23 protein-coding genes are annotated in these 24,430 nt (G+C 40.0%); 5 read left to right on the top strand and 18 right to left on the bottom strand.

Annotated elements, in window-relative coordinates:
• Positions 1-28 precede the first annotated feature (28 nt).
• From QNH29_RS03870 to QNH29_RS03850, 5 genes are all read right to left on the bottom strand, one after another.
• Entirely contained in the window at positions 29-1,534 is a 1,506-nt protein-coding gene (locus QNH29_RS03870; RefSeq protein WP_283863535.1) for a tripartite tricarboxylate transporter permease, read from the bottom strand.
• A gap of 12 nt (positions 1,535-1,546) precedes the next feature.
• Positions 1,547-1,999 (bottom strand): tripartite tricarboxylate transporter TctB family protein, encoded by a 453-nt coding sequence (locus QNH29_RS03865; protein ID WP_283863534.1) that lies wholly within the window; start codon positions 1,997-1,999, stop codon positions 1,547-1,549.
• Between the two features lie 89 nt (positions 2,000-2,088).
• On the bottom strand, positions 2,089-3,108 hold the full coding sequence (locus tag QNH29_RS03860; RefSeq protein ID WP_283863533.1) for a tripartite tricarboxylate transporter substrate binding protein: 1,020 nt from the start codon (positions 3,106-3,108) through the stop codon (positions 2,089-2,091).
• Between the two features lie 102 nt (positions 3,109-3,210).
• Positions 3,211-4,947 carry a thiamine pyrophosphate-requiring protein gene (locus QNH29_RS03855; protein ID WP_283863532.1) on the bottom strand — a complete coding sequence of 579 codons (1,737 nt, stop codon included), beginning with the start codon at positions 4,945-4,947 and terminating at the stop codon, positions 3,211-3,213.
• A gap of 24 nt (positions 4,948-4,971) precedes the next feature.
• Positions 4,972-7,044 (bottom strand): (Fe-S)-binding protein, encoded by a 2,073-nt coding sequence (locus QNH29_RS03850; RefSeq protein ID WP_481858775.1) that lies wholly within the window; start codon positions 7,042-7,044, stop codon positions 4,972-4,974.
• A 281-nt stretch (positions 7,045-7,325) separates the two neighbouring features.
• Between QNH29_RS03850 and QNH29_RS03845 the strand changes: the two genes are divergently transcribed.
• Complete coding sequence (locus tag QNH29_RS03845; protein WP_283863530.1) at positions 7,326-8,207, top strand: LysR family transcriptional regulator; 882 nt, start codon at positions 7,326-7,328, stop codon at positions 8,205-8,207.
• A gap of 163 nt (positions 8,208-8,370) precedes the next feature.
• Here QNH29_RS03845 and QNH29_RS03840 read toward each other — a convergent pair whose 3' ends face one another.
• The 4 genes from QNH29_RS03840 to QNH29_RS03825 form a co-directional block, all read right to left on the bottom strand.
• On the bottom strand, positions 8,371-9,465 hold the full coding sequence (locus QNH29_RS03840; protein WP_283865526.1) for an AbrB family transcriptional regulator: 1,095 nt from the start codon (positions 9,463-9,465) through the stop codon (positions 8,371-8,373).
• Positions 9,466-9,552: 87 nt separating this feature from the next.
• Entirely contained in the window at positions 9,553-10,530 is a 978-nt protein-coding gene (locus QNH29_RS03835) for a VOC family protein (RefSeq protein WP_283863529.1), read from the bottom strand.
• A gap of 68 nt (positions 10,531-10,598) precedes the next feature.
• Complete coding sequence (locus QNH29_RS03830; protein WP_283863528.1) at positions 10,599-11,636, bottom strand: acyl-CoA dehydrogenase family protein; 1,038 nt, start codon at positions 11,634-11,636, stop codon at positions 10,599-10,601.
• Between the two features lie 156 nt (positions 11,637-11,792).
• Positions 11,793-12,689, bottom strand: a complete 897-nt coding sequence (locus QNH29_RS03825; RefSeq protein ID WP_283863527.1) for an alpha/beta fold hydrolase — start codon at positions 12,687-12,689, stop codon at positions 11,793-11,795.
• Between the two features lie 177 nt (positions 12,690-12,866).
• Between QNH29_RS03825 and QNH29_RS03820 the strand changes: the two genes are divergently transcribed.
• Complete coding sequence (locus tag QNH29_RS03820) at positions 12,867-14,672, top strand: V4R domain-containing protein (protein WP_283863526.1); 1,806 nt, start codon at positions 12,867-12,869, stop codon at positions 14,670-14,672.
• Positions 14,673-14,759: 87 nt separating this feature from the next.
• Here QNH29_RS03820 and QNH29_RS03815 read toward each other — a convergent pair whose 3' ends face one another.
• Entirely contained in the window at positions 14,760-16,052 is a 1,293-nt protein-coding gene (locus QNH29_RS03815) for an MFS transporter (RefSeq protein WP_283863525.1), read from the bottom strand.
• A 468-nt stretch (positions 16,053-16,520) separates the two neighbouring features.
• On the opposite strand from QNH29_RS03815, the gene QNH29_RS03810 reads away from it, so the two are divergent.
• Genes QNH29_RS03810 through QNH29_RS03800 form a run of 3 tightly spaced genes read left to right on the top strand, consistent with a single transcriptional unit; the run spans position 16,521 to position 18,644 of the window.
• Positions 16,521-16,994: a flavin reductase family protein gene (locus QNH29_RS03810; RefSeq protein ID WP_283863524.1), complete on the top strand. Its 474-nt coding sequence runs from the start codon at positions 16,521-16,523 to the stop codon at positions 16,992-16,994.
• A 14-nt stretch (positions 16,995-17,008) separates the two neighbouring features.
• Positions 17,009-17,803 carry a 2-keto-4-pentenoate hydratase gene (locus tag QNH29_RS03805; RefSeq protein ID WP_283863523.1) on the top strand — a complete coding sequence of 265 codons (795 nt, stop codon included), beginning with the start codon at positions 17,009-17,011 and terminating at the stop codon, positions 17,801-17,803.
• A gap of 52 nt (positions 17,804-17,855) precedes the next feature.
• On the top strand, positions 17,856-18,644 hold the full coding sequence (locus QNH29_RS03800) for an FAD synthetase family protein (RefSeq protein WP_283863522.1): 789 nt from the start codon (positions 17,856-17,858) through the stop codon (positions 18,642-18,644).
• A gap of 106 nt (positions 18,645-18,750) precedes the next feature.
• Here QNH29_RS03800 and QNH29_RS03795 read toward each other — a convergent pair whose 3' ends face one another.
• From QNH29_RS03795 to QNH29_RS03760, 8 genes are all read right to left on the bottom strand, one after another.
• A complete protein-coding gene (locus tag QNH29_RS03795) occupies positions 18,751-19,221 on the bottom strand; it encodes a CBO0543 family protein (protein ID WP_283863521.1) in 471 nt (156 codons plus the stop codon).
• 158 nt (positions 19,222-19,379) lie between these two features.
• Complete coding sequence (wrbA, locus tag QNH29_RS03790) at positions 19,380-19,991, bottom strand: NAD(P)H:quinone oxidoreductase (protein WP_283863520.1); 612 nt, start codon at positions 19,989-19,991, stop codon at positions 19,380-19,382.
• 204 nt (positions 19,992-20,195) lie between these two features.
• The gene (locus tag QNH29_RS03785) at positions 20,196-20,810 is read right to left on the bottom strand and encodes an alpha/beta hydrolase (protein ID WP_283863519.1); all 615 of its coding nucleotides are present in this window, start codon (positions 20,808-20,810) and stop codon (positions 20,196-20,198) included.
• On the bottom strand, positions 20,810-21,754 hold the full coding sequence (locus tag QNH29_RS03780; RefSeq protein WP_283863518.1) for a ring-cleaving dioxygenase: 945 nt from the start codon (positions 21,752-21,754) through the stop codon (positions 20,810-20,812). Before QNH29_RS03780 ends, QNH29_RS03785 begins: the two co-directional genes overlap by 1 nt.
• Positions 21,755-21,835: 81 nt before the next feature.
• The gene (locus QNH29_RS03775; RefSeq protein ID WP_283863517.1) at positions 21,836-22,444 is read right to left on the bottom strand and encodes a flavin reductase family protein; all 609 of its coding nucleotides are present in this window, start codon (positions 22,442-22,444) and stop codon (positions 21,836-21,838) included.
• Between the two features lie 23 nt (positions 22,445-22,467).
• Positions 22,468-23,406 carry a ring-cleaving dioxygenase gene (locus QNH29_RS03770; RefSeq protein ID WP_283863516.1) on the bottom strand — a complete coding sequence of 313 codons (939 nt, stop codon included), beginning with the start codon at positions 23,404-23,406 and terminating at the stop codon, positions 22,468-22,470.
• A gap of 90 nt (positions 23,407-23,496) precedes the next feature.
• Positions 23,497-23,895 (bottom strand): DoxX family protein, encoded by a 399-nt coding sequence (locus QNH29_RS03765; RefSeq protein ID WP_283863515.1) that lies wholly within the window; start codon positions 23,893-23,895, stop codon positions 23,497-23,499.
• 61 nt (positions 23,896-23,956) lie between these two features.
• Positions 23,957-24,379 (bottom strand): MarR family winged helix-turn-helix transcriptional regulator, encoded by a 423-nt coding sequence (locus tag QNH29_RS03760; protein ID WP_283863514.1) that lies wholly within the window; start codon positions 24,377-24,379, stop codon positions 23,957-23,959.
• Positions 24,380-24,430 lie beyond the last annotated feature (51 nt).

The following is a 24,430-nucleotide window of genomic DNA, read 5'->3' as shown; positions in this document are numbered from 1 at the left end:
TGTCCCTTTCATTTCATTCGCTCCTAAATTACATTTCAACATCGTCCGCGAGATTCCCACGCTTATTTTTCACTCCGCTATAGATGCTAATGGCAAATATAATGAGGGCAATGCCCATGATAACGGCTGAAATTGGCTGTGTAAAAAAGATAAGAAAACCTTCAGTTGAAATAGATAAGGATTGCAGCATGGAAGTCTCCAATTGGGACCCTAATATAAAAGTTACAATCATTGCGGACATCGGGATATCTAATTTCTTTAGGATATAACCAATAACCCCAAAAATCAGCATCATCGAAACATCCCAAAGGCTGCCATTTAGACTGTAGGTTCCAACTAAAATGACCATCAGGATAATCGGAAACAATAACTTATACGGTATCATCGCAATTTTTGCCCACATACCGACTAAAGGCATGTTCATGATCAGCAATAAAACATTTCCAATAAACATACTTGCAATCAGGCCCCATACAAAGTCCGGATTTTTCGTAAACAGGGCTGGTCCTGGCGTTAATCCATGCATCACAAACGCTCCTAAAATAACCGCCATCGTAGGCGAGCTTGGCAGTCCTAGGGAAAATAAAGGAATTAAAGCTGCACCGCTGTGGGCGTTATTCGCCGTCTCAGGTCCTGCTACCCCCTCGATCGCTCCTTTTCCAAAGCGGGATGGATCCTTGGCAACCTTTTTTTCTAAAATATAGGAAAAGGTTGACGCAATAATGGAGTTTGCACCTGGGATGACTCCAAGAAGCATTCCGATGCCCGTTCCCCTTCCGACGGATTTAAGAGTTGGTCCCCATTCTTCCCGCTTAGGAAGAAGACCTGTGACCTTTTCCGGTTTGGAGACTTTTGTTGGGTTTTCTGCATTTAGCAAAATCTCTGAAATTCCAAACAGACCCATGGCCATGACCGCAAAATCAATTCCATCCATCAACTCTATGGAGTTAAATGTGAAACGGAATTCTCCAGTGACCATGTCTTGTCCTACCATCGCAAGCAATAAACCGAGGAATGCAGCAATTAATCCCCTGACTAAAGACTTTCCCATCAATGCCACAATCATCAGCATGCCAAGCAGCATAATAGCAAAGAACTCCGGAGGACCAAATTTCAACGCAATTTTAGACAAAGCTGGACCTACAAATGTAAGTGCGGTTACAGCAACAATCCCGCCGATAAATGAGCCAATTGCAGCCACCCCAAGTGCCGCTCCCGAACGCCCCTGCTTCGTCATCTCATAACCGTCAATACATGTAATGACCGATGCAGCCTCACCTGGCACGTTCACTAATACAGAAGTAATCGTTCCTCCATACATCGATCCATAGAAGATTCCGGAAAGCATAATAATAGCAGTGACTGGCTCCATCCCAAAAGTAATCGGAATAAGCAAAGCAGTACCAGATACTGGACCAAGACCAGGGAGAACGCCGATGACCATCCCTAGCATTACACCAATAAGGCAGTAGAGAAGATTTGACCAGCTCAATGCCGTTTCAAATCCATGCAAAAGCAATAACAATGAATCCATTTAACTGCCCCCCTAAAAAAGTATCCCGCCTAAAGGTAAGTACACCTTTAAAACTGTATTAAACAACAAGTAAATAAATGCTGTGATTCCAACAGACATTAATAAGTTGGTGTACCATTTATACTCTTTGTAAAACAAAAGGGCCAAAAAGGTAACACCCGCAACTACGAATCCGAATAAAGAAAAGAGAATAACGAAAAGGACCAAACTGATAATGATAAACAAAATATGTTTGAAAGAACGTCCCGTTGGCCACGATTCACCGCTTACATTTTTCCCTTTTACGCTTTCATAGATATACCAAATTGAGAGAGCCATCAGGATACCGCTCAACCAAGTAGGAAAGAAGCCCGGTCCCGGTCCAAGAGCACTAGAATAGGAATACTGCAAGGACAGTACAAACAAGAAAAGAGCTAGAAGGAAAATGACTGCACCAGCCAAAATTCCTGATCTGTAATTACTCATGATAGAAATTCATCCCCTTCCACAAACAAATCGAAAATGGAGGGCATTCAGGTTAAACCCGAATACCCAAATATGTTTAATACACAGATTTATTTAATAAACCCTAGTTCTTTCAACATTTTTCCAAATCTAACATTCTCTGCATCAACCTCTTTTTGGACAACCTCAGGATTGCCATATTGAGTCTGTAAAGAGACTTTCTTGAATTCTGCTAACACTTCAGGATCTTCCATTGTTTTCTTAAGCGCTTCTTCTAGCATCGTAACAATTTCTTCTGGCACACCCTTCGGTGCAAAAAGCGAGGTATTGCTGTCAATCGCAACATCGAAGCCTTTATCTTTCAAAAGTGGGATTTCTGGAAAATAAGGAACAGGTACACTTGCAACATTAAATAATCCGCGCAGCTCACCAGATTCAATTAGCGCCTTGGCATCACTAGGCTGTACCATAGCCCCCTGAACATGCCCGCCTAAAACACCTGTGATTGCTGGAGGCGTGCCTTCAAATGATACGGCCTTTGCTTCAAAGCCCGCCTGCTTTTCCAGTTCTGCCACCGGTATATGCGCTCCTGATCCAATCCCGCCAGCTACACCATATGAGAATTTACCAGGGTTTTTCTTCACATAATCAAGCCATTCTTCAAACGTTTTCCAAGGGGCATCTGCTTTAACTATCATGATTTGCTGGTTACCGAATACTTTTGAGATAGGTTGAAAACTGTCATGGGAGTATTTCACATTCCCATACAAAGGCTGCATGGAAATAGCACGGTGAGTAGACATTGCAAGGGTGTATCCATCAGGCTTGGAGTTAAATAAATCCGTGATGGCAATTGAGCCGCTGCCGCCTGGTTTATTCACAATTACAAGCTTGGCACCGGGCAAATATTTAGGAAGGTATTTTTCTATGATTCTTGCACCGATGTCTGTAGAGCCGCCCGCAGCAAATGGTACAAGTACTTCAATCGGTCTTGTCGGATACTCAACTTTTGTTTGTTTTTCATTTTTGGCTGCCGTAGATTCATTCGAACCCGTTGATTGTGAAGATTGAGCACAACCTGCCAGTACAATAAGTAAAGCTGTCAAACAGAGCATAATGAACTTTTTCATTTCTAAAATTCCCCCAAATTTTAAATTTCACAGCTTTAATCTCAAAACTTATTTAACTGTTCATCACCTCCCAACGAAATCATAATTTCAGAAAAACTTAGATTAATAATCTTTTTGATTCGAAACTTTAGCCAGGCGGACATCTACAACAGCTGACTTACCGTTTTTCACTTCATTCATGGCCTGCTGTAATACTTCAGGTAACTCCATTGGATCTGTCACCATCCTGGCGTATGCTCCCCCTGCCGCTTCAGCGATTTTTGCTAGATCGGCCGGTTGGTCAAAATTCACCCAGTAACGGTCCGTTTGTTTGGCTATGCCGTCTGGATACCGCTTTAATAGATTCTGCTTCGTTGCATTCCAGCCTTCATTGTTGTAAATGACCGTCAGGAATGGCGCTTGATATCTGCGCGACATCCAGTGAACCGAGGCTGGAACGCTGAATAAGTATGAACCGTCACCGGTTAAATTGACTACGGTTTTCGTTGGATCAGCGAGCTTGATTCCAATAGCTGCGCCACCGTTCCATCCTAAGGATGTACCTCCGCTGCTAAAGTAGGTGCCTGTCTTTGAGCGCGGTAAATGTTTGGCTACCGTCATGGTATTCGTAATCGTCTCATCTAATATGATGGTCTCAGTGTCCACCACATGACGCAAACAAGCCGTAAGCCATTCTGGCGAAATCGTGTTTCCTTCCCCTTGTTCTTTCTGCTTCCAAGCTTCACGCTGCTCTTCATGGTATTTGGCTAAACGGAGATAACGTTCTTGTACTTGCTCCTGATTAATATCCCTCTGGGCCAGATGATCATTTAATTGAATTAAGGACGCATAGGCATCCGCACGATAATTCTTTACCGCGGGAATGTGCCATAATGGAATGTCTTCCTTAATTGGGTCTAAATCAATATAGTAGACTTTACATTCGTCCTTTGGCTTAACTTGTGTAGCGACCCAAGGAACATCCGTATCAATGGCGATAATGACATCTGCTTCGAAAACAAATGGATTTGGATCGTACCCCAGATGCAGATTATGGTCCCTCGGGAAATTAACGAAAGAAGGAATCTGTTCCACAACAGGTATAGCCACTTTTTCGCAAAATTCAATTAATTCTGAGACCGCTTTCGTATTTCTACCTAAATAAGAAGTAATCAACAATGGATTTTGGGATTCTAATAAAGCGCTTACGATTTCATCAAGACCCCATTTGGGTAAGGAGGATTGTTCAATTAGCGCCCATTCCCCCCAAGAGTCTGGCAGTTTCTCCACATTTTCCTCCAGCACTTCTCTTGCTCCGGTCAAATAAACCGGTCCAGCTGGATCACTTTGAGCCATCTGCATCGCCCGGTAAATGAGTTGTTTAACGTTCTTTCCCGTTCTGATATCTGATTCCCATTTGACATAAGACCTTAGGATTCCACGCTGATCGTATACATTTTGCAGATAATTCACATAGGAATTGCGGCTGCCCGGAAGCTCTCCGTCCATGGTGATCGGTGTTTCTCCAGCGAAAATGAACACCGGAACGCGAGCTCGAAATGCATTATGAACAGCACCTCCCAGATTTTGAGTTCCCACATCCGTATGAATAATCACGCCCTGCGCCTGGCCTGTCAGCATTGCATACCCTTGAGCTGCGGATAAAGCGGTACTTTCATGTGGACAAATGATGGCCTTGGGAAGTTCCTTCCCTTCCTCCTTGGCTTTTGCCAAGGCCTCAATCATCGAAGGATGATCGCTGCCTAGATTGCAAAACAGGTAGGAAATGCCGACTTCCTGCAATGCTTCCATCAAAGCATCAGCTGTCGTGTACCTTTCGAACTTTTCTGTGTTGTTCATGAATTCATCTCCTATATTATCCTTTTAAAATTCCACTGACTTTTCAATGATTTCAGCAATATCCAGCGTCTGCACCTGTTCCTCGACTTCCTTAGCCTTCGTACCATCGGTAAGCATCGTTAAACAATAAGGGCAATTGCTACCAATGACCGTCGGGTTCGTTTGAAGCGCCATTTCCGTCCGGGCTATATTTACCCGTGTCCCTTCGCGCTCTTCCATCCACATCCTGCCTCCGCCGGCTCCGCAGCAAAGTGCATTTTCCTGGTTTCGTTCCATCTCGAGCAGCTTAATTCCCGGGATTGCACGCAGTATTTCCCTCGGCGAACCGTAGATATCATTGTAGCGTCCAATATAACAAGAGTCATGATAGGCCACTTTTTCTTCAACCTTCTTCGTTGGCTTAAGTCTGCCTTCTTTTAATAGATCAGCCAGAAGTTGAGTATGGTGAACGACTTCCGCTTCCAGCCCAAATTCCGGGTACTCATTTTTAAAGGTGTTAAATGCATGGGGATCTGTCGTCACAATTTTGCGTACGCCGTATTTTTGGAACGTCTCAATGTTTTGAGTACATAATTCCTGAAATAAGTACTCGTTCCCCATCCGGCGCACTGTGTCCCCTGAGTTCATCTCTTCATTGCCTAGAATCGCAAATTTCACCCCAGCCTTGTGCAGCAGACGGGCAAAGGACCGGGCAATCTTCTGGCTGCGGATGTCGTAAGAGCCCATTGATCCTACCCAGAATAAAACATCAAATTCAGGCGTTTCATCGACGGTCTTGATAATATCCTCCATGCCTTCACGCCATTTGATGCGTTCATTGCGGTTCGAGCCCCAAGGGTTTCCTTGTCTCTCGATATTATTGAAATAGCGTGAAGCTTCAGCAGGCATTTCTCCTTGCGACATAACCAAGAACCTGCGCATATCGATAATTTTGTCAACATGCTCATTCATTACCGGACATTGATCTTCACAATTTCGGCATGTCGTACATGCCCACAGTTCCTCTTCCGTGATGATATCCCCGATTAGATTTGGTGTTTCGACAGAAGCGGCTACCTCGGAATTCCCGCCCGCTGTTGCTTGTAGAGCCATTGGACTGGAATTTGCCTTAAAAGCAAAGGCTGGCACCCAAGGCGAACGCGATGTAATCGAAGCTCCCTTTTCCGTCAGGTGGTTTCGCATTTTCAAAATGAGTTCCATTGGTGAAAGGGTCTTACCTGTACCGGAGGCAGGACACATGTTTGTACATCGTCCGCATTCTGCGCAGGCATACAAATCGATCAACTGCCGTTGGGTAAAATTCTCGATTTTTCCAACACCGAATTCCTCAGCCTCTTCATCCTCGAAATCGATTTTACTCAATTTTCCAACAGGACCGACTTTCTTGAAAAACAAGTTAAATAACGCGAATAGCTCATGCGCTTGCTTTGACTGCGGGACGAAAACCATGAAGGACAACACGGTCAGTAGGTGTACCCACCAAAATACGTAGAACAATATTGTTCCTGTACTCGTGCTAATGCCCGAGAACACCGCAGCAACCGCACCAGAGATTGGAGCATAGATGAAATCCGGTTCATGCCCGAGCATCACAGTTTCAAAACCCAGCGTGAGCAGGATGGAAGCTGTCAGCGTGGTTAAGGCAATAATGACAACAGCCGCTTTGAAATCTCTTCTGAGCTGTAAACGCTTTAATTTCTCAATATAGCGACGGTAAAAGGCAAATACTACTGCGCACAGCATGAGGAAGGTCGTCCACTCCTGCATAAGACTGAAATATTTGTGCAGGGTGCCAAGTGGGAATTCGTATCCTTTGATAAACCCCTTGATGATGATTTCAATGAGTCCAATTTGAATGATGAAAAAACCATAGAACAGGATCAAATGCATCAGACCGCTTTTCTTGTCTTTAAACAATTTCCTTTGACCAAACCCGTTGACGAACACACTATTCAATCGTTCTTTAAGGTTCAGTTCAAATTCGGTTTTCTTGCCGAGCTTCACAAACAAATACCGGCTGTATACGATTTGAATAAATAAATACAAAGCATATCCTGTCACAGCTAGAACTGCTGCAGCATTCAAATATACAAGCACCAGCGCACTTCCTTTCTTAACTAAAAATATATATCTGAAGCCTCCACCAATCGTACGTATTACATTTCGGATTGAATGGGACTTTTTTACATTTACTCCTATTTCTTTCTTATGAAACCATGCGCACGGCCTCTGGCTAAAACATCTCCAGCCATTGTGTTTTTTGATTTTTATTATTCTGAATATTATTTATTTTCATAGTAGCATTTGGTATACTAATACTTCAAATATCTATTTAATAGATTTGCCATACGATAAAAATATGGATAGGTGATTCGTACATGGATATACGCCAATTACGTTACTTTGTGACAGTATCTAATGAAGGACAGATTACACGAGCTGCCAAGAAATTGAATATGGCCCAGCCGCCCCTGAGTCAACAGCTAAAGCTAATCGAAGAAGAGCTAGGGACCTCTTTGTTTATCCGGAACAGCAGGAGCGTCGAGTTAACGGAAGCTGGCATGTTACTCTACCAGCGAGCAGTTAGTATCCTAAATCAAATGGAAGACACTGTAATGGAAGTGAAAGAAACGGGAGATGGCCTGCGGGGACAGCTCTCCATTGGTACGGCGAAAACAGTGGCCGCGGCCTATTTGCCGGAAAGAATTCAAGCGTTCCATAGTCAATATCCACTCGTTACCTTCCGCATAGAGGATGGCCATCCCCATGAAGTTGTTAAGTTTTTAGAAGATAGATTAGTAGAATTAGCTTTCGTTCGCTTCGTTTCAGACCTGTCTTTGGATTATGCATCAAAAACTTTACACATCGAACCTTATGTGTTATTTATTCCTAGTAAATGGGAGTGGGATCCATCTAGAACATCTATCCGTATGAAGGATCTTGAAGACATCCCTCTTGTCATGTTCGTAAGAGAAAATAAGTATGGAAAATATACTGCCTTCCATGATGCCTGTATAAAACTAGGCGTCAAAACGAACATCGTCTGCGAATCTCATGATGCTGGCATTATCTTTTCCTTTGTCGCGGCCGGGATGGGAGCGGCTGTTCTGCCAAGATCAACACTTGCCATTCACACGTCAGACAATATAAAAATTGTTGAAATAGAGGATTGTCCTCTTCAAAATAAAATCTCTCTCATCTGGGACAAAAATCGTCCTCTATCGAAAGGTGCCCAACGGTTTATTGAGTATTTTGATTAAACGATCACTTCCTTTTGGCAGATAAATAAGAAAAGAGCCTTATATTATATATACGGCTCTTAGTTAATCGTTTTTTTAAAAACTGCGGCAGTACACCCACTACTGCTCCCCCCTATCACCTCATAAGCATGACAAAGAAGCCTATTAAAATACGATTTTTTCGCTAGGCAGCTTTTTTCTGCTTTACTATCGTTTCATACACAGTAACGAGAATATTACGCCTCCTTCTTGACTGCATACAATCTCTTTTTTTTTCCTGCCAGCGATAATATATTTTCAGCAAAGGAATAATTAAAATAAAAATGAACAGCAGCCTGAACGTTTGGAACATCGTAACAAGCGAGACCTCTGCATTAACGGCATCTGCTAGTAATACCATCTGATCTAAGCCTCCTGGTGCTGTACTTAGGAAACCTGTAGCGAACGTTGTATCCATAGTAGACGACATGAGGAAACTTGAGCCATAAGTCAGAGCAATCAGTGCGAATGAGCTGAAAATACCGCCTGCAAGTACGCGTACTGGCAGCTTAATCATATGCGGCTTGAGCATGAGACCGATATGGGCGCCGATTAGTAACTGTGCGACGTCCATGACTATGCCAGGTACTTGTGGCATTGCCATTGGTGTTGTGAGTTGCAACATAATTAACAAAATAATGGGTGTAATGAAAAATGCTACTGGCAAATGGATACGTTTCGTTACGTGTGAGCATGCCCATGCTAGTGCAATTAATAAGACTAAACTAATCGCCAGTTTCGCGTCAGTTGGCTGCTTACTCATTACTTGGCCACTGACGATAAAGGGTACGAATACAACGACTAGTAAGAGCCGAATGACTTGAAAATAAGAAATAATGCCAATTTCTTTAACCTTTTCTTCTTCGGCAAAGACGACGATTTGACTTAAACCGCCTGGGATAGCCCCTAGTACAGCAGCTTTCATCGGGATTTTTGCCCATTTGCACGTTAAGTAGGCAATGGCGATTGAGCCGCCGATTAAAATAACGTTTAGCGTTATGATGTAAAATAAAATAGAGCTCATCATGCCGAATAAATTGATGTTAAATTCTACACCTATTGAGGTACCGACCATGACGACACCTAAATCACACATTTGGCTGGACCAGTTGAGCGGTCCTTTATAAATAAATTGGGCTAACATGACGACAATAATCGGACCGAGCATCCATGGAATAGGGATGTGCAGCAGACTAAAAATAAATCCGCCAAGTAAAGATAAGACTAACACCGTTAACATGGCCTTCAACCGTAACACCCCTTCCTATAAAAAACTACAAAAAAACCACCAGCGTTTATTTCATGAATACTGGTGGTTTAATGATTATTATTTCACTAATTCTTTTACTTGTGCTTCACGATCTACGTCATCGCGGCGCCTATCACCCCAGTATGCAGAACCATTTTTCAAATATTCTTCATAATTCCATTTCACTGGCTCCCAGTCTGGTTCGAAGATTAGGTAGCCGTTTGTAAAGATTTCAAGACGTAAGCCGCTTCCTGGGTCTTTTACGTAAATGTACATGGCCTGCGAAATACCGTGTTTACCAGGACCTACGAATTGTACATCAGCTTCGCATAAGATATCAGCAGCACGCAGTAAGTCTTGTGCGTTGTCTAACCAGTAAGCAATATGGTGCATTTCGTTTGGCTGTTTTGAACGTGATGTAGACATAATTGCTACATCATGTACTAAGTTTGTTACGGATAACCAGCTGGCTACTTGTACATCATCTGGATTTACGAAATATTCGCGCAGTTTGAAGCCTAATGCTTCTTGTAAATATTTTACGATTTCAGCGTTATCGTGAGAAGTTTGTAAGTTTACATGATCGATTCGGCGTGGAGATACACCTTTCGCCCAGGATTTATACGTTTGGTTTTTAAGTACTGATTTGCGGGTTTCATCAGCAGGTGTTTTTTCCATATCGTAGTAAAGTTCGAAGCGGTGTCCACTTGGTAACTCGAAGCGGATTGCTTCTCCTTGCGCTGTTTCTTCCTCAGCTTCTATCCAGCGTACTTCTGTACCAGCATCTTCTAATAATTGTGCGAAAGTTGCTATGTCCTCGCGGCGTTTTGTACGCCAGCCGATGTGATCGATGTAAGAAGTTTCACCAGCTGTAATGGATAATGTATGGTGCTCGAAGTCGCCCCAAGCCCGTAAATAATGTACGCCATCTACAACCTCTGTTTCTTCTAAGCCGATTGTATCACGGAAGAACCATAAAGATTTTTCAAGATCTGCTGACACTAAAGCTACGTGTCCTAATTTTGCAATTTCGGGTGCGTAAAGAAACTTTTCCAATTATATTCACCTCATAGTCAATTGTTTTTTTATAAGAGGACATATTCATTCATTTTCGGAAGATGATATTACCCTTGAATGTTTGTATTAACGCCGAATAAATGTCTGCCGTATCCTAAAATGCCGTCTTCATATAAAGAAGTAATGTGGGTTGCGATTGCCATTAAGTCACGAGTAAACAGCTCTACTGGATGACCTTTTAATAAGGCGTGTCCGCCTAAAGTCAGCAGTGATTTCACACCGATATGTGCACACTTATCAATAATCTTTGCACGGATTGCTTTATACTTTGCCCCTTCGTACGGGCCGCCTTTATCTGTTTCCATCATTGTGATGTATTCATTTAATAGACTTTTAGCAGAAAGCATCTCAAGCTTTAACTCCGAAAGTACGCGCTGGCTCGCAGGGGAATCCTTTTCGTTTATGCCAGAGAACCGTACGCGGCCTGCTGTATGCTTTTCGAATTCGTCAAGCACACGCTCGGCACCGCCAACAGCCATCGCTGCAAACCCTATATAGAAGCCGGGGTAGAATGGCGTGTTGTAGTATAAGTAGTCTTGATCGAAATCTTCATACGGCGGCTGGCTCTTTTCGATAATTTTGGTAAAGCGTAAAATGGCATCAGGCTTCACGAAAACTTTATCGACGATTAATGTATTACTGCCGGATCCACGAAGACCAAGCGAATCCCAGGTTTTCACAACTTCTAAGTCAGAAACTTTTAATAAAATACCTACCCGCTCAGGCTTGTCGTTATCTTCGAATTTCATAAATGCGCCAACGCCAACCCAATCGCAATAGTTGATACCGCTTACAAAGTTATACTTACCTGAAACAAGATAGCCGTTTTCAACGGGTTCTACCTTGCCGACTGGTGCAAATACGTCAGCTACGAAGCCGCCTTGGTTAATGACTTCATCACGAATGTGCTTTGGGTAGTAACATACCCAAGAGTTGTGCACAGAGAAGAAGTATGTTAACCACGAAGCAGATAAGTTGCGGTATCCAACCGTGCTTACCATATCAACGAACGTGCGCCAATCAAGCTGTGGATAGTTAAACTCCTTTGGTAAAATTAAACGATGAATTTCCTCCTCGCGGATCATATCCGCGAGGCGTGGAGAAATGGTCGAGTTTAGATCTGCTTCCATTGCTTCTAACTCTGCAGCTTCCCCGATGCGCTTTGCTTTTTGGATAATTTCTTCATAAGGCGCTTTATTTTCAAGTGCTGTTAACATCTGATCATTCCTTTCAAAAATAATTTATTGTGCTGCAACTGCTTGATCTTTTTCAACTGTTAAAAAATCAATAACAAGTTTGTTCACGATTTCTGGCTGGTCCGTTTGTGCTTGGTGACCGCAGTCGTCTATATATTCGAATTTAATGTTCGGTAATAATTTCTCAAGCTTATAGCCTGTCTCTACCGGCGCGACAGTATCTTGGTTACCCCAAATGAATATGCCAGGAATTTTTAATTTTGGTAAAGTATCTTTAATACAGTAACGATCCCAAAGCTTTGGTTCTTCATTCATTCTTGCTAAGTAAGCATCGAACGCTTGATTGGATTCTTTTATGCCTGGGCGAGTTGCTGCTTGATGACGTAGTTGAATAAGTTCTTCAGGAATGACAGTGTCTTCACTTGAATTGCGATACATGAATTTACGTAACGATTCTTCTGTATAATCGTAACCAATCACTTCTAAGAATGAACGCAATCTTCTTTCGGGTACTTCTTGCATCGCTTGATAAATGGTATTACTGCCGATGTAAACAACCTTTTTTACTTTTTCAGGGTGGTCAATTGCATATTTAGCTGCAACGTAAGCACCTTGCGAGTTGCCGACAAGTGATACTTCCTCTAGACATAATGCTTCAATAAAATCATGTACATGATTCACTAAGCTTTGATGACCATTTACTGGCCATGCGTGAGGGCGTGCATCTGTGAAGCCCATTGATAGTTGATCTACTGCGTATGCGCGGAAACCGGCTTTTGCTAATGCAGGCAACATAAAACGCCATCCCGCTGCGCCGCAGGCACCAGGTCCTGCACCATGCAGTAATATTACAGCTGGTCCTTCTGTTCCAGCCCAAGAATAATGTGTACGTACACCTTTTGCTAATACGTAACTATTATGAAAGTCTTCAAAAATTGTCATCGTTTTGCCCCCTTGTACTGATTGGCTGTTTTTTGTTGTTTTGAGTATAACTGTTAATAAATTTAAACATAATAGCGATTTTTATTGAATGAATAGTCAGAATCATTAAAATTTATTGAAAAGGGTACTCAACTCTAGTATTATGGGGAAAAGTAAATCATAGGGGATGTGATTTTAATGAGTGAAATAGCATTTGATTCTAACGAAACAAAAAATATTTTAATGTCGGCAAATGCCTTCCACACATTAAAAAACAATTTACTTACCAACATTGGCTCCCATAAAACGAAAGGTTTTTTATTCCGATTTGGTAAAGAGTTTGGGATGGAATCAGCAAAAAATAGGCTTAAGAATAAAAACTCGGTGAGTCCTGTCGGTAAAAGACATTCGCGCTTAGGTCACGTAAAAGATGTTATTTTCATGGGAGAAATTGTCCGCCATCCAGATGGCACGATTGAATGTAACAATACGTGGGGTCAATGGGTAGAATCATTCGAAGCAGCTTTACACCTTAAAAATTACGGTTTAGCAAATGAATGTGTTTGTCACATGTTATGCGGGTTTGCGAGTGGTGCATTAACATATGAGTTTGGCGAGTCCATTATTGCCATTGAGTACAAGTGCGTCGCAAAAGGTGATCCATGCTGCGAGTTTAAAGTGCGTTTGGAGCGCGATTGGCTCAACAAGAAAGAGGAGCTTATCCACCTTTATCAGAACGACAACATTTTATCTGAGCTTGAAATGACCTATGATGCACTTTTGCATCATAAGCAATTGCTCGAAAAGATTTCGATGTTTCATAGTCAACTCACGCAAAAAGTAACAGATAAGCATTCGATGGATGAAATTGTACAGGCTGCGTATCAACTGTTGAACATCCCCATTTTGATTGAGGATATTCACGGCACTCCGTTAAGTCAAATTGGTTTAACGGAAGAACAGCAGCAAGTAATGAAAAAAGATAAAGCGAAATTATCGTATTTTGATGATAAGCACAACATTTCGCATTACAAAGGCAATGAATATTGGAAGTTGACTTCACCTGTTCTTATTAATAAAAAAAATTACGCCTCTTGTTCTTTTTTTTACTTTGACGATCAACATATGGATGAAAACGATCACTTATTTTTAGAGCGTATTTCCACTGTCGTGGCGTTATGTATTTTATACGAGGAAGCGCAGTTTGAGGAGCAGCAGCGTATGCGCAGCTCGCTGTTAGAGCGCTTAATTCATAATCGGAATATTAAAGATATCGAATCTTACTATAAGTTTTTACCATTTATGTTTCGGCCGCCGTTTTCTACAGGTATTATTAGTGTAAAAAAGAAAAAGAAAAATAACGAAATTATTGACATACATGATCAGCTGACACAGCTCTCAAAGTTGGCAAAAGAGTGGGATTTACCTTGTATTTTTGCAGTACTTGGGGAAGAAATTGCTCTCCTTAACTCACTTAATAGCGATAAGCAAGGCTCGCAAAATAAAATGACGAAGATTTTTCAAAAGATGGAGAAACAAAACAGCAATTATAAATATTCAATCGGGCTTAGCGGAATGTTTAGCAGCTTTAAGGATTTTGAACGTTCTCTACAAGAGGCGCGTATCGCACTTCGCTTCCCAAATCAAAAGCTGCTAACGGATTACGAAGATTTAGGTATGCTTGGCGATATTGTAAAGAACATGAGTATCGAACAGTTGCATGAAATGGCGAAAAAGACGTTAAAGGACTTATACAATTTCGACGATCCTCGTAAAAAAGAATTACTGCACACGCTTTACGTTTATTTATTAAATAGCCAGCGCTTAAAAGAAACGATGGATGAGTTGACGTTATCAATCGGCGGTATCCAATATCGTATAAAGCAAATTGAAGAGCAGCTGCAAATTTCACTAAAAAACGCTTCAACAGCTGCGTATACTTTATTAGTGATTCAGGCGCTAATATTGTCGGATAGTTTATGCTTTGAGGAATTTGCACGCTAATTGAATGAGGTTTAAAACGATAAAAAAAGACTGGCAGGCAAACTTACTTTCTAGTTTGTCTACAGTCTTTTTTCATGTGGGATTCTATTACTCTACAGAAACATTTAGGCTCATTTGCTTCTCTTCCGTAGTACGACGTGCATCTTCTTTTTCAGTTGCTGTTATTTTTAATTTACGTGTAGCTAATAACACGATTGCAGTTACAACATATAAACTAACGATCACTAACACCCCTGAGTTAAAGCCCGAGCGAACGTCATCACCTGTAAATGTAATTAAGTAACCAGTAATCCATGGACCGATTACTCCAGCCATACTTGAAATCGATAATGAAATTCCTGTTACACTGCCTACTAATTTTTTCGGAATAATCAACGTTTTTATTGCAACATTTAACGGTAATAGACTTGTGTTCATTACCAGGCCTCCGCCTAAGAAAATACATGCCAAAACTGGTGAAGATACAATTGTTGTCATTGCGTAAGAGACCGCACCCACAAGTAGTACTATAACCAATACTCGGTCATAAGATTTGATAAGGCTTTTATTTTTCTTGAATAACATGTCTGTAAATTTTCCTGCACAAATTGCGAATACAGTACCTGCAATACCCATACCGGCAAATACTAAGCTCATAATATGCGGCTCAAGACCAACGATTTTTGTTAAGTAAGTTGGTGCCCATGTTATAACCCAAGTTGTAATCCACATGGAGACGAAACCTACAACTAAAATGGATAGTACATACGGGTTGATTAAAACTTTTAAAATATACTTGAATGGTACTTCCTTGTTAGAAGCTAAAGATTTTACGTCCTCAACCAGTGGCTGCTTAGGCTCGTCCCTCATAAAGAAGAAGAAGAATGCCCATATAGAGCTTGCTGCCCCTAATATTGCGAAAGTATGCTGCCAACCTAAGTTTGTAATCCCCATAACTAAAAGTGGTGCAGCTAAATACGTACCAACTGTTGTACCAGAAGTCATAATAGCTGAAGCGACACCGCGTTGTGAACTAGTAAACCATCGTGAAAGGTGTGCTATGCACAAACCGAGCGTACCACCCTCGAAGAAACCTAAAGTTACACGCAGTAGGATTAAGTTTGTTACCGTTTCTACAAAATAAGCGCTTGCTAATGAAACAGTCCATCCAGCAGCAATGATCATTAATAAATATTTTGTATTGAAGCGATACGTTAATGTACTTAAAATAATACTTCCGACAGCGTATGCAGCAAAGAAGCTACTTCCTACTAAACCAAACTGATCGTAAGATAAATTTAGTTCAGACATGATTGGTTCTGCGGCTAATCCTAAAACTGTTTTATCCGTATAGTTTAAAACAGAGAGTAAGAATAAAAATCCTAATACAACCCAGCGCATATGCATAAAATCCCCCTTGTAGTACTGAATTTTCCTATCCACATCATTTCGCAGTAATATTGTTAGACTCTTCCGAAAATTCTTGAGGTAATTGTTAGCGTTTTCAATATAATGTTAGAATAATATCACACCTCCATTTATTCCTGAAAAATTCAATATACGAATCTTCCATGAAAAGAATTCTATTTGAAAAAAAAGAGATTTACAAGAAAAAAAAATGATACTTATTTGGGTTTGAATGAGAACAAAAAAGAAAAGATTAAATTCCCAATTCAAAAAATGTTTAAATTTTTTCATTTACATATATTGATAAATCTGAAATTTTCTAAAATTTTTTAACAAAAAATACAAATTTGGTCTTGCGTAAATTTTATTGTTTTTATCTCAATTTTCAATAAAAATAGCCATGACAATTTAAAAAGGACTCCTTTATGATTAAATTAATCGATTAAGAATGGAGGAATTGGGATGGATGATCGTTTATTTAGGGATGCAATGGGGAAATTTGCCACTGGTGTAACAGTTCTTTTAACGGAAAACGAGGGAGAAACACATGGAATGACAGCAAACGGTTTCATGTCTGTATCATTGGATCCGAAGCTTGTCTTAATTTCTATTGGACATAAAGCAAAATTTTTAGAGAAAGTCTCACAATCTAAAAGATATACGGTAAATATCTTAGCGGAAGATCAAGAGCATTATTCACGTCATTTCGCTGGGAAACCTGGTGAAGCAGTAGAGTTTGAAACGTTAGCTGAACTGCCAGTCCTAAAAGGGGCTATCGCTCAAATCGCATGTGAAGTTGTATCAGAACATGTAGAAGGTGACCATACCTTGTTCATTGGCAAGGTAGTAGATTTACGTCTTGAGGATAAAAATCCGTTATTATTCTTCTCAGGTAAATATCGTCAATTGACTGAGGCAGAAACAGTTAAGGCTTAGAAGGAGAATTCTCTATGAATATTAATATTATGGTTGAAGCATTGCTTGAAGCAGAACGTACAAAGCAGCCAATTGTGCCACTAACTGAAACCTATGAAAATATTACAGTTGCTGATGCCTATGCAGTGCAATTAGCACAAATCCGTCAAAAGATTGACTCCGGGGCGGCAGTAAAAGGGCTAAAAATTGGTCTAACAAGTAAAGCGATTCAAGAAATGTTGAATGTATATACACCAGACTACGGCTTTATTTTAGATACGATGGTATATGACGAGGCAGATGGTTTAACCGCTGAGTCCTTTATTCAACCAAAGGTAGAGTTTGAGATTGCATTTGTTTTCAATAAAGAGTTAAGAGGACCAAAAGTGACACCGCAAGATGTAATCGATGCCACTGCTTATGTTGTACCAGCAGTAGAAGTAATCGATAGCCGTATTGCAAATTGGAAAATAAAATTCGAAGATACAGTAGCAGACAACGGTTCTTCAGCAGGTGCCATCTTAGGTAAAAAGCACACACTGCTTAAAGATATTGAGGACATTACAAATATCCCCATGATTGTGAAGAAAAATGGTGAATTTCTAGACGAAGCAACGAGTTCGGCCGTGTTAGGCAACCCACTCAATGCGGTTGTCTGGCTGGCTAATGAATTGAGTGCATATGGCATTTCTATCGATCCGGGCATGTTTGTTTTATCAGGGGCCCTATCAAAAGCCGTTACCTTTGAAACAGGCGATGAATTTGAAGTTGACTTCGGTATACTCGGGAAGGTAAACGCTACTATTTTGAAGGAAGCGGTGAAAAAATAAAAGCTTCATAGTAAGAATTATTGGATCCGGAAAGAAAAAGGAGATAATCACAATGAAGGTAATTTATGTGAATGCTAATAACTTACAAGAGATTAAACAATCAGCTCCCAAGGCAGCGATGGCGCTTGGATATTTTGATGGTGTGCATTTAGGGCATCAAAAAGTAATTCAAACAGCTAAAGAAAAAGCAAAAGCACAAAATTTATCACTAGCGGTCCTCTCTTTTTTCCCGCATCCAAAAAGTGTTTTATTTCCGGACATTGACGTCTCATATCTAGAGCCGCTAGAACAAAAAGTAGAAAAGTTAGAAAGGCTTGGAGTAGACATTTTTTATATCGTAGAGTTTACAAAGGAATTAGCTAAAGTAGAAGCGACTGATTTTTTAGATGATTATATAATTGGTTTGAATGCTGCGGAAATTATTTGCGGTTTCGACTACACATATGGAGCAAAAGCAAGAGGCACAGCTAAAACACTGGTAGTTTATGCAGCTAAACAGCAAGTAGGCCTTACTGTTGTCGAAGAGTTAAAGTGTAATAATCAAAAAATTAGTTCGACTTTGATTAGAAAGTACTTAAATGAACGAAAGCTAAGTGAACTACCGAGTCTATTGGGGGGCTTTTATAAAACAAAGTATTGTCAAAAGAAAGGTTTACTGCCGAATTATTCGCTGCCGAATGTAGGCAGTTATAAAGTATTGATTGAAGACCAACATTCTTTTATTGAGTGTATAGCGACTGTAAAGTGTAATAAATATATTCAGATTCATAATGAAATGTCCACACTGCCGAATTTACTAACGATACTATGGGTTGATCAATTAGAAACAGTACCGAGCTGAATGTCGGGTTGCATTTAGAATTGCACCCTCCTGACCAATTTAAAAAAATTGCATCATTGGTATTCAGCTCTCTGTAAAACTTTAATTTAATATTAATTAAGGTCACTTATGCTCCCTTTAACTTATCTATTTTCTTCAAAAGCCCAACTAAACCTCTTATAGTAAACAAAGTAAAATTTACACTTGCAAAAGTATGAAAAGGCGTCCACTTTTTCCATTTAAATAATTTTGTGTTTTTTTCAAAGTACCATTGACCGATACTCATGGGCACACTAAATATGAAACTTTTCAATAGGATTTTACTAACCTTATCGTTATAAGAGAGCTTAACCCAAATCACACTTAAAAGTGGAAAAAATAATAATGTATAAATGATGTTAGTCCTAAAAATCTTTGGAAAAGGACGGACTGGATATTCTACTCTTTTAGTACCAATAACATAAGCGTCTATTAGGTAAGCAAGAACTCCCTTTGAGAAAAAAATAACAAGATTTTCTCTCATTTTTGGACCTTTAAATAAGAATGGGAGGAAAACAAAGCACAAAGATGTGAGTAAATTCAACAGTTTCTTTTCCATACAATAACTCCTTCGACAGAAAAATTTCGTGACAGTGACATCCTACCTATTATTTCTTTAGGTATTATTTACTATTCCTTCGAGTTTAAAATTATTTTCTATGTAATTAAAAAAACTAATCGGAAGGCTCCAATTAGCTTTTTTAATTAATAAAGATTTTATTGGTTCGCCTTTTTTACCCACTCAGCAACGGTAACTGTACGCTTTGCTTGGTGTTTTACAGCAGCTTGAACATCATCAATCATTTTTCCATCTTGACCAACAGTAACACTTGTTCCATATGGGTTACCGCCAGCTCCAAATGTAACAGGATCCGTATAACCAGGAGCAGCAATAATGGCACCCCAATGCATCATGGATGTATATAATGAAAGAAGTGTTGCTTCTTGACCGCCATGCGGATTTTGTGCAGAGGTCATGGCGCTGACTACTTTGTTGACAGTTTTACCTGTTGCCCAAAGTCCTCCTTGAATATCAAGGAATTGCTTCATTTGTGAAGGCATGTTTCCAAATCGAGTCGGAACACTAAAGATGATTGCGTCTGCCCATTCAATATCGTCTCCTGTTGCAATTGGAACATTTTTTGTTGCTTCTACTGTGTTTTTCCATACTTCATTTCTCTCAATAATAGAATCAGGAGCTAATTCTTGTACTTTTAATACTTTAACCTCAGCACCAGCTTCTTTTGCTCCTTCTTCAGCCCACTTTGCTAATTGATAATTTGTGCCACCCATACTGTAAAAAATTACTGCCAATTTTACATTTGTCATTCTTTTTTCCTCCTTATCAGGTGTATTCCCAAATAATCTAGACAAGAAACCCATTAGTAACACCTCCTATTATTTCTTTGTTTTAAAATTATCATTCACTACTAAGCCGCTCTTTTGTGCCCTTTGAAAAATCAATGATTATAGCTTGCTTCCATGAATGAAATTTTATTTATTACCATTTTTGTAGTTTCCCTTTAAGTTATTTTATTTACTAATAAAATGTTGTCGATACCAAGCCGCAGCTGCTTCTACTTCTTCTCTCGTTAGTTGGTGGCCTCTATTTTCCCAATGAAGTTCTACCTTGGCATTTGCCTTTTCTAATAAAGACTGAAGCTCTTTAGATTCCATAGGTGAACAAATTGGATCATTTGTCCCTGCCGCAATAAATACAGATTTCCCTGTTAAATCAGGAAGGTCAATTCCTTTTCGCGGCACCATCGGATGATGAAGAATCGCTCCCTTTAATGCATGTTGATAGTGAAATAATAAACTCCCCGCAATATTTGCCCCATTTGAGTAGCCGATTGCAAGGATATTATCGCGGTCAAAATCATACTTTTCAGCTGCTTCATCTAGAAACTCGTTCAATTCTTTTGTTCGATAAATTAGATCTTCCTCATCAAAGATACCTTCTGCTAATCTGCGGAAAAACCGAGGCATTCCATTTTCTAATACATTCCCGCGGACACTTAATACATTTGCCTCATCATCAATCATTCCTGCTAGTGGCAGCAGGTCTAGTTCATTGCCTCCAGTACCATGCAGCATAAGAAAGGTTGGCTTTGTTGGATTTTTTCCCTTATTGAATATATGTTTCATTATTTATCTCCCTCCAGAACTCGAACCGCTACAGGCGATAAGGTCTCTTCTAATTCTTTTCGTTTTGATTCTAGCCAAGATGGCAGCATAAGTTTTTCCCCAAGTTCAGCGACCCGTTCATCCACTGAAAAGCCTGGCGGGTCGGTTGCGATTTCGAAGAGGATGCCCCCTTCTTCATGAAAATACAGTGCTTTAAAATAGTTTCGATCACGAATTTCTGTTGGATAGTAACCTTTGTCTTGGAGAAGTGATCTCCATCCTAGTAACTCCACTTCATCCTTTGCTCTCCAAGCTATATGGTGAACAGTCCCTGCACCCATTAAACCCCGGACAGTTGGATTCAGCTGTATATCAACAGTGTTTCCAATAAGTCCATCTGTCTTAAATCTTAGAAAATCACCTTCTTGGCCAATACATTCTAATCCCAAAACATGTTCTAGCACTTCTGTTGTTTTATGTGGCTGAGCAGAGTATAGAGTGGCACCGCTAAACCCTTTAATGGCAGTTTCTGCTTGAATACTGCCAAAGCTCCAAGAATTAGTCGGCCCTTCCTCTCTTTCCACAAGTTCTAGCAGCAAGCCATCTGGGTCATGAAATTTTAGATACTTTTCCCCAAAGCGATTGGAGACATGTGTTTCAATGTTGAACTTCTTCAATCGATTCACCCAAAAAGAAAGACTCCCCATTGGGATCATGTAACTCGTTACTCCAACCTGCCCTTTTCCAATTCGCCCTTTTAACTGCTTTTCCCAAGGAAAGAAGGTAATAACCGTTCCCGGCTCACCCTTTTCATTTCCAAAATAGAGGTGATACACTTCAGGACGATCAAAGTTGATTGTTTTTTTAATCAACCTTAACCCAAGGACACCAGCATAAAAGTCGATATTCCTTTGAGCATCATTGACCATTGCCGTGATATGATGGATACCCGCTGTCTTCTGCATATATTTCTCTCCCTTTCCTAAATGGGATATTATGATGTGACTAAGAAGGAATTGGGATTCCATAAAAAGTGATCACATAGGTTATTTAGGTCTTTCGATTTCAAATATCTCACCGATTCTAGCATAATTATTTCCAGCCAAGCGGCTTACAGCTGCTAAGCCTATAGGATCAATTCTTCCTTTTTCATATATGTCATTTTCAATATGAAACTGAATAATTCTCCCAATAATTAGATCACACCCTGTTGAATCCAAACCACCTAATTCAAGGGAATGCTCCAAAGAACATTCCATTCGAATTTTGGCCTCTTTTACACCTGGTACTGAAACTTTTACACTTTCTACTGGTGTTAAATGAGCTAACTCTATTTCACTCTCATCAGGAGGAAGACTTGCTGCTGTTTGGTTAATTTTTTCTACATTCTGTTCATCAACAATGTGAACTACAAATTCTTTTGACGACAGAATATTTCTAGCCGTATCCTTTGCCTGCCCCTCTCTTCGCTGAATCGATAACGAAATCATCGGGGGATTTGAAGAAACAATATTAAAATAACTAAAAGGTGCACCATTTAAAACTCCATCTTTCGATAGCGTGGTAACAAACGCGATTGGTCTTGGAATAATACTCCCGATTAGAAATTTATAATTTTCTCTTTCGGACAATGAGGCTGGATCAATTGAAAGCAAAGAAATCATTCCTTTTTATAAAATTAGTCTAATTCTCTTACTTTAAATGGAATCAACCCGCGTTGAATTTGTTCTCTGTGTGGTTCATACTGCGCAGGAAGCATTAATTTTTCACCCATTGTTTCCTGTGATTCATCATGTGCAAAGCCTGGAGGATCTGTTGCAATTTCAAATAAGATTTCCCCATGTTCTCTAAAATAAATCGCATTGAAATAGTTCCGATCCTGTACTGGCGTTACCCCATAACCATTCGCTGCCACATACTTTTGCCAATCCAATTGATCTTGGTCATCAATAGCACGCCAAGCAATGTGGTGTACGGTTCCTACACCCATCCGGCCGCGTCCATTTGAAGTTAATCTTAGGTCAATAACATTACCGATATCAGCTGAAGAACGGTAACGGGCAAAATCTCCTTTTTTCCCTACGAGTTCAAGCCCCATAACGTTTTCTAACAAATCTGCTGTTTTATTAGGCTGTGCTGAAAATAAAGTCGCACCGCCAAACCCTTTGATGGCAACTTCCGGTGTTACACCGCTAAAGTTCCAAGTGTTAACTTCCCCTTCTTCTCTTTCAACAATTTCAAGGTGAAGGCCATGTGGATCATCGAATTGCAAGTGGTGTTCTCCGAATCTTTCACTTTTTGTAAAAGGAATATTAAACTTTTCCAATCTTTTCTCCCAAAATTCCATGGCACCCATAGGAACAACATATGAGGTAACTCCTACTTGCCCATCTCCAATTGTACCTTGGCGAGCTCCTGCCCAAGGGAAGAAGGTGATGATGGTTCCAGGTTTTCCTCCTTCATCTCCGAAATAAAGGTGATAAGTACCAGGATCATCAAAGTTTACCGTTTGTTTCACTAAGCGCAATCCTAAAACACCTGCATAAAAATCAACATTCTCCTGTGGATGACCAACAATAGCTGTAATATGATGAATCCCCATTGTTTTCTTACTCATTTTCGAAACACTCCTTTTCTATTATGATGTCTTTTTTCAATTAAATTATCGATAACTATTTTAAACTAAGATTCTCTATTTCAAGATACATTAGAATAATAAAGCATCCAATGCATATTGGCCAGGTCCGATTAATGCTAAACCTAAGACAACGGCAATGATTGTCAAATTATATTCATATCCATTTTGTGTTGACCAATAGCCATTTGGAGCGTGAACCTTAACAATTGCCATAACCATTGTACCTGCAATCATAATTCCAGCAAGAGGAGTAAGTAACCCTAAAGTAAACAATAATCCTCCAATTAATTCTGCCAGACCAGCCATCAGAGCCATCATCACACCTGGTTTCAAACCGAGTGATTCCATCCAGCCGCCTGTACCTTTTAAACCGTAACCGCCAAACCAGCCAAATAATTTCTGTGCCCCGTGAGCCATGAATGACAGCCCAATCACTAACCTAATAATTAATAATCCAATACTCATCATTTTAATTTTCCTCCTATTATTTTATCTCGATTTCGAGATATTATTTCAAAAAAATATATTCTTACACTTTGTTTCTAACCTTTTTTAACAAGTTGATTATCAACTCGGACTCCTCACCAGTTAAATCTCCAAAAAATGAATCCACCAAGTCTTGATACTTCGGCATGATATTTTCCATCATGTCCATACCTTCAGCGGTTAAGGTTATATGAATAACCCGCCGGTCTTCTCTACAGTCATTTCTTTTTATGATTCCTTTTTGTTCAAGTTTATCAATAACATAAGTCATCGATCCGCTAGAGATCAGGATCCGGCTTCCAATCTGCTGAATAGTTTGTTTTCCTTGGTAGAAAAGTACTTCTAAGACTGAAAACTCGGTAATACTTAGATTATGTTTGGACATTTCATCTCTTATCCGTTCCTGTATGGCTTTTGAAGTTTGCATGAGCAATAAAAAAGGCTGGTTTGTACATTTCCTTTCCATATCTAAACCTCCTGTCTAAGTATCTTTAATTAATATATCTTTAATTCGAGA

Source organism: Neobacillus sp. DY30, assembly GCF_030123065.1.
Classification (GTDB): domain Bacteria; phylum Bacillota; class Bacilli; order Bacillales; family Cytobacillaceae; genus Neobacillus.
This window is presented reverse-complemented; position numbering and strand designations above follow the sequence as displayed.

Excerpts from the sequence above, each read along its gene's own strand:
- QNH29_RS03870 (WP_283863535.1), bottom strand. The coding sequence starts at position 1,534 with ATGGATTCATTGTTATTGCTTTTGCATGGATTTGAAACGGCATTGAGC.
- QNH29_RS03865 (WP_283863534.1), bottom strand. The coding sequence starts at position 1,999 with ATGAGTAATTACAGATCAGGAATTTTGGCTGGTGCAGTCATTTTCCTT.
- QNH29_RS03860 (WP_283863533.1), bottom strand. The coding sequence starts at position 3,108 with ATGAAAAAGTTCATTATGCTCTGTTTGACAGCTTTACTTATTGTACTG.
- QNH29_RS03855 (WP_283863532.1), bottom strand. The coding sequence starts at position 4,947 with ATGAACAACACAGAAAAGTTCGAAAGGTACACGACAGCTGATGCTTTG.
- QNH29_RS03845 (WP_283863530.1), top strand. The coding sequence starts at position 7,326 with ATGGATATACGCCAATTACGTTACTTTGTGACAGTATCTAATGAAGGA.
- QNH29_RS03840 (WP_283865526.1), bottom strand. The coding sequence starts at position 9,465 with ATGTTAACGGTGTTAGTCTTATCTTTACTTGGCGGATTTATTTTTAGT.
- QNH29_RS03830 (WP_283863528.1), bottom strand. The coding sequence starts at position 11,636 with ATGATCCGCGAGGAGGAAATTCATCGTTTAATTTTACCAAAGGAGTTT.
- QNH29_RS03825 (WP_283863527.1), bottom strand. The coding sequence starts at position 12,689 with ATGACAATTTTTGAAGACTTTCATAATAGTTACGTATTAGCAAAAGGT.
- QNH29_RS03820 (WP_283863526.1), top strand. The coding sequence starts at position 12,867 with ATGAGTGAAATAGCATTTGATTCTAACGAAACAAAAAATATTTTAATG.
- QNH29_RS03815 (WP_283863525.1), bottom strand. The coding sequence starts at position 16,052 with ATGCGCTGGGTTGTATTAGGATTTTTATTCTTACTCTCTGTTTTAAAC.
- QNH29_RS03810 (WP_283863524.1), top strand. The coding sequence starts at position 16,521 with ATGGATGATCGTTTATTTAGGGATGCAATGGGGAAATTTGCCACTGGT.
- QNH29_RS03805 (WP_283863523.1), top strand. The coding sequence starts at position 17,009 with ATGAATATTAATATTATGGTTGAAGCATTGCTTGAAGCAGAACGTACA.
- QNH29_RS03800 (WP_283863522.1), top strand. The coding sequence starts at position 17,856 with ATGAAGGTAATTTATGTGAATGCTAATAACTTACAAGAGATTAAACAA.
- QNH29_RS03795 (WP_283863521.1), bottom strand. The coding sequence starts at position 19,221 with ATGGAAAAGAAACTGTTGAATTTACTCACATCTTTGTGCTTTGTTTTC.
- wrbA (WP_283863520.1), bottom strand. The coding sequence starts at position 19,991 with ATGACAAATGTAAAATTGGCAGTAATTTTTTACAGTATGGGTGGCACA.
- QNH29_RS03785 (WP_283863519.1), bottom strand. The coding sequence starts at position 20,810 with ATGAAACATATATTCAATAAGGGAAAAAATCCAACAAAGCCAACCTTT.
- QNH29_RS03780 (WP_283863518.1), bottom strand. The coding sequence starts at position 21,754 with ATGCAGAAGACAGCGGGTATCCATCATATCACGGCAATGGTCAATGAT.
- QNH29_RS03770 (WP_283863516.1), bottom strand. The coding sequence starts at position 23,406 with ATGAGTAAGAAAACAATGGGGATTCATCATATTACAGCTATTGTTGGT.
- QNH29_RS03765 (WP_283863515.1), bottom strand. The coding sequence starts at position 23,895 with ATGATGAGTATTGGATTATTAATTATTAGGTTAGTGATTGGGCTGTCA.
- QNH29_RS03760 (WP_283863514.1), bottom strand. The coding sequence starts at position 24,379 with ATGGAAAGGAAATGTACAAACCAGCCTTTTTTATTGCTCATGCAAACT.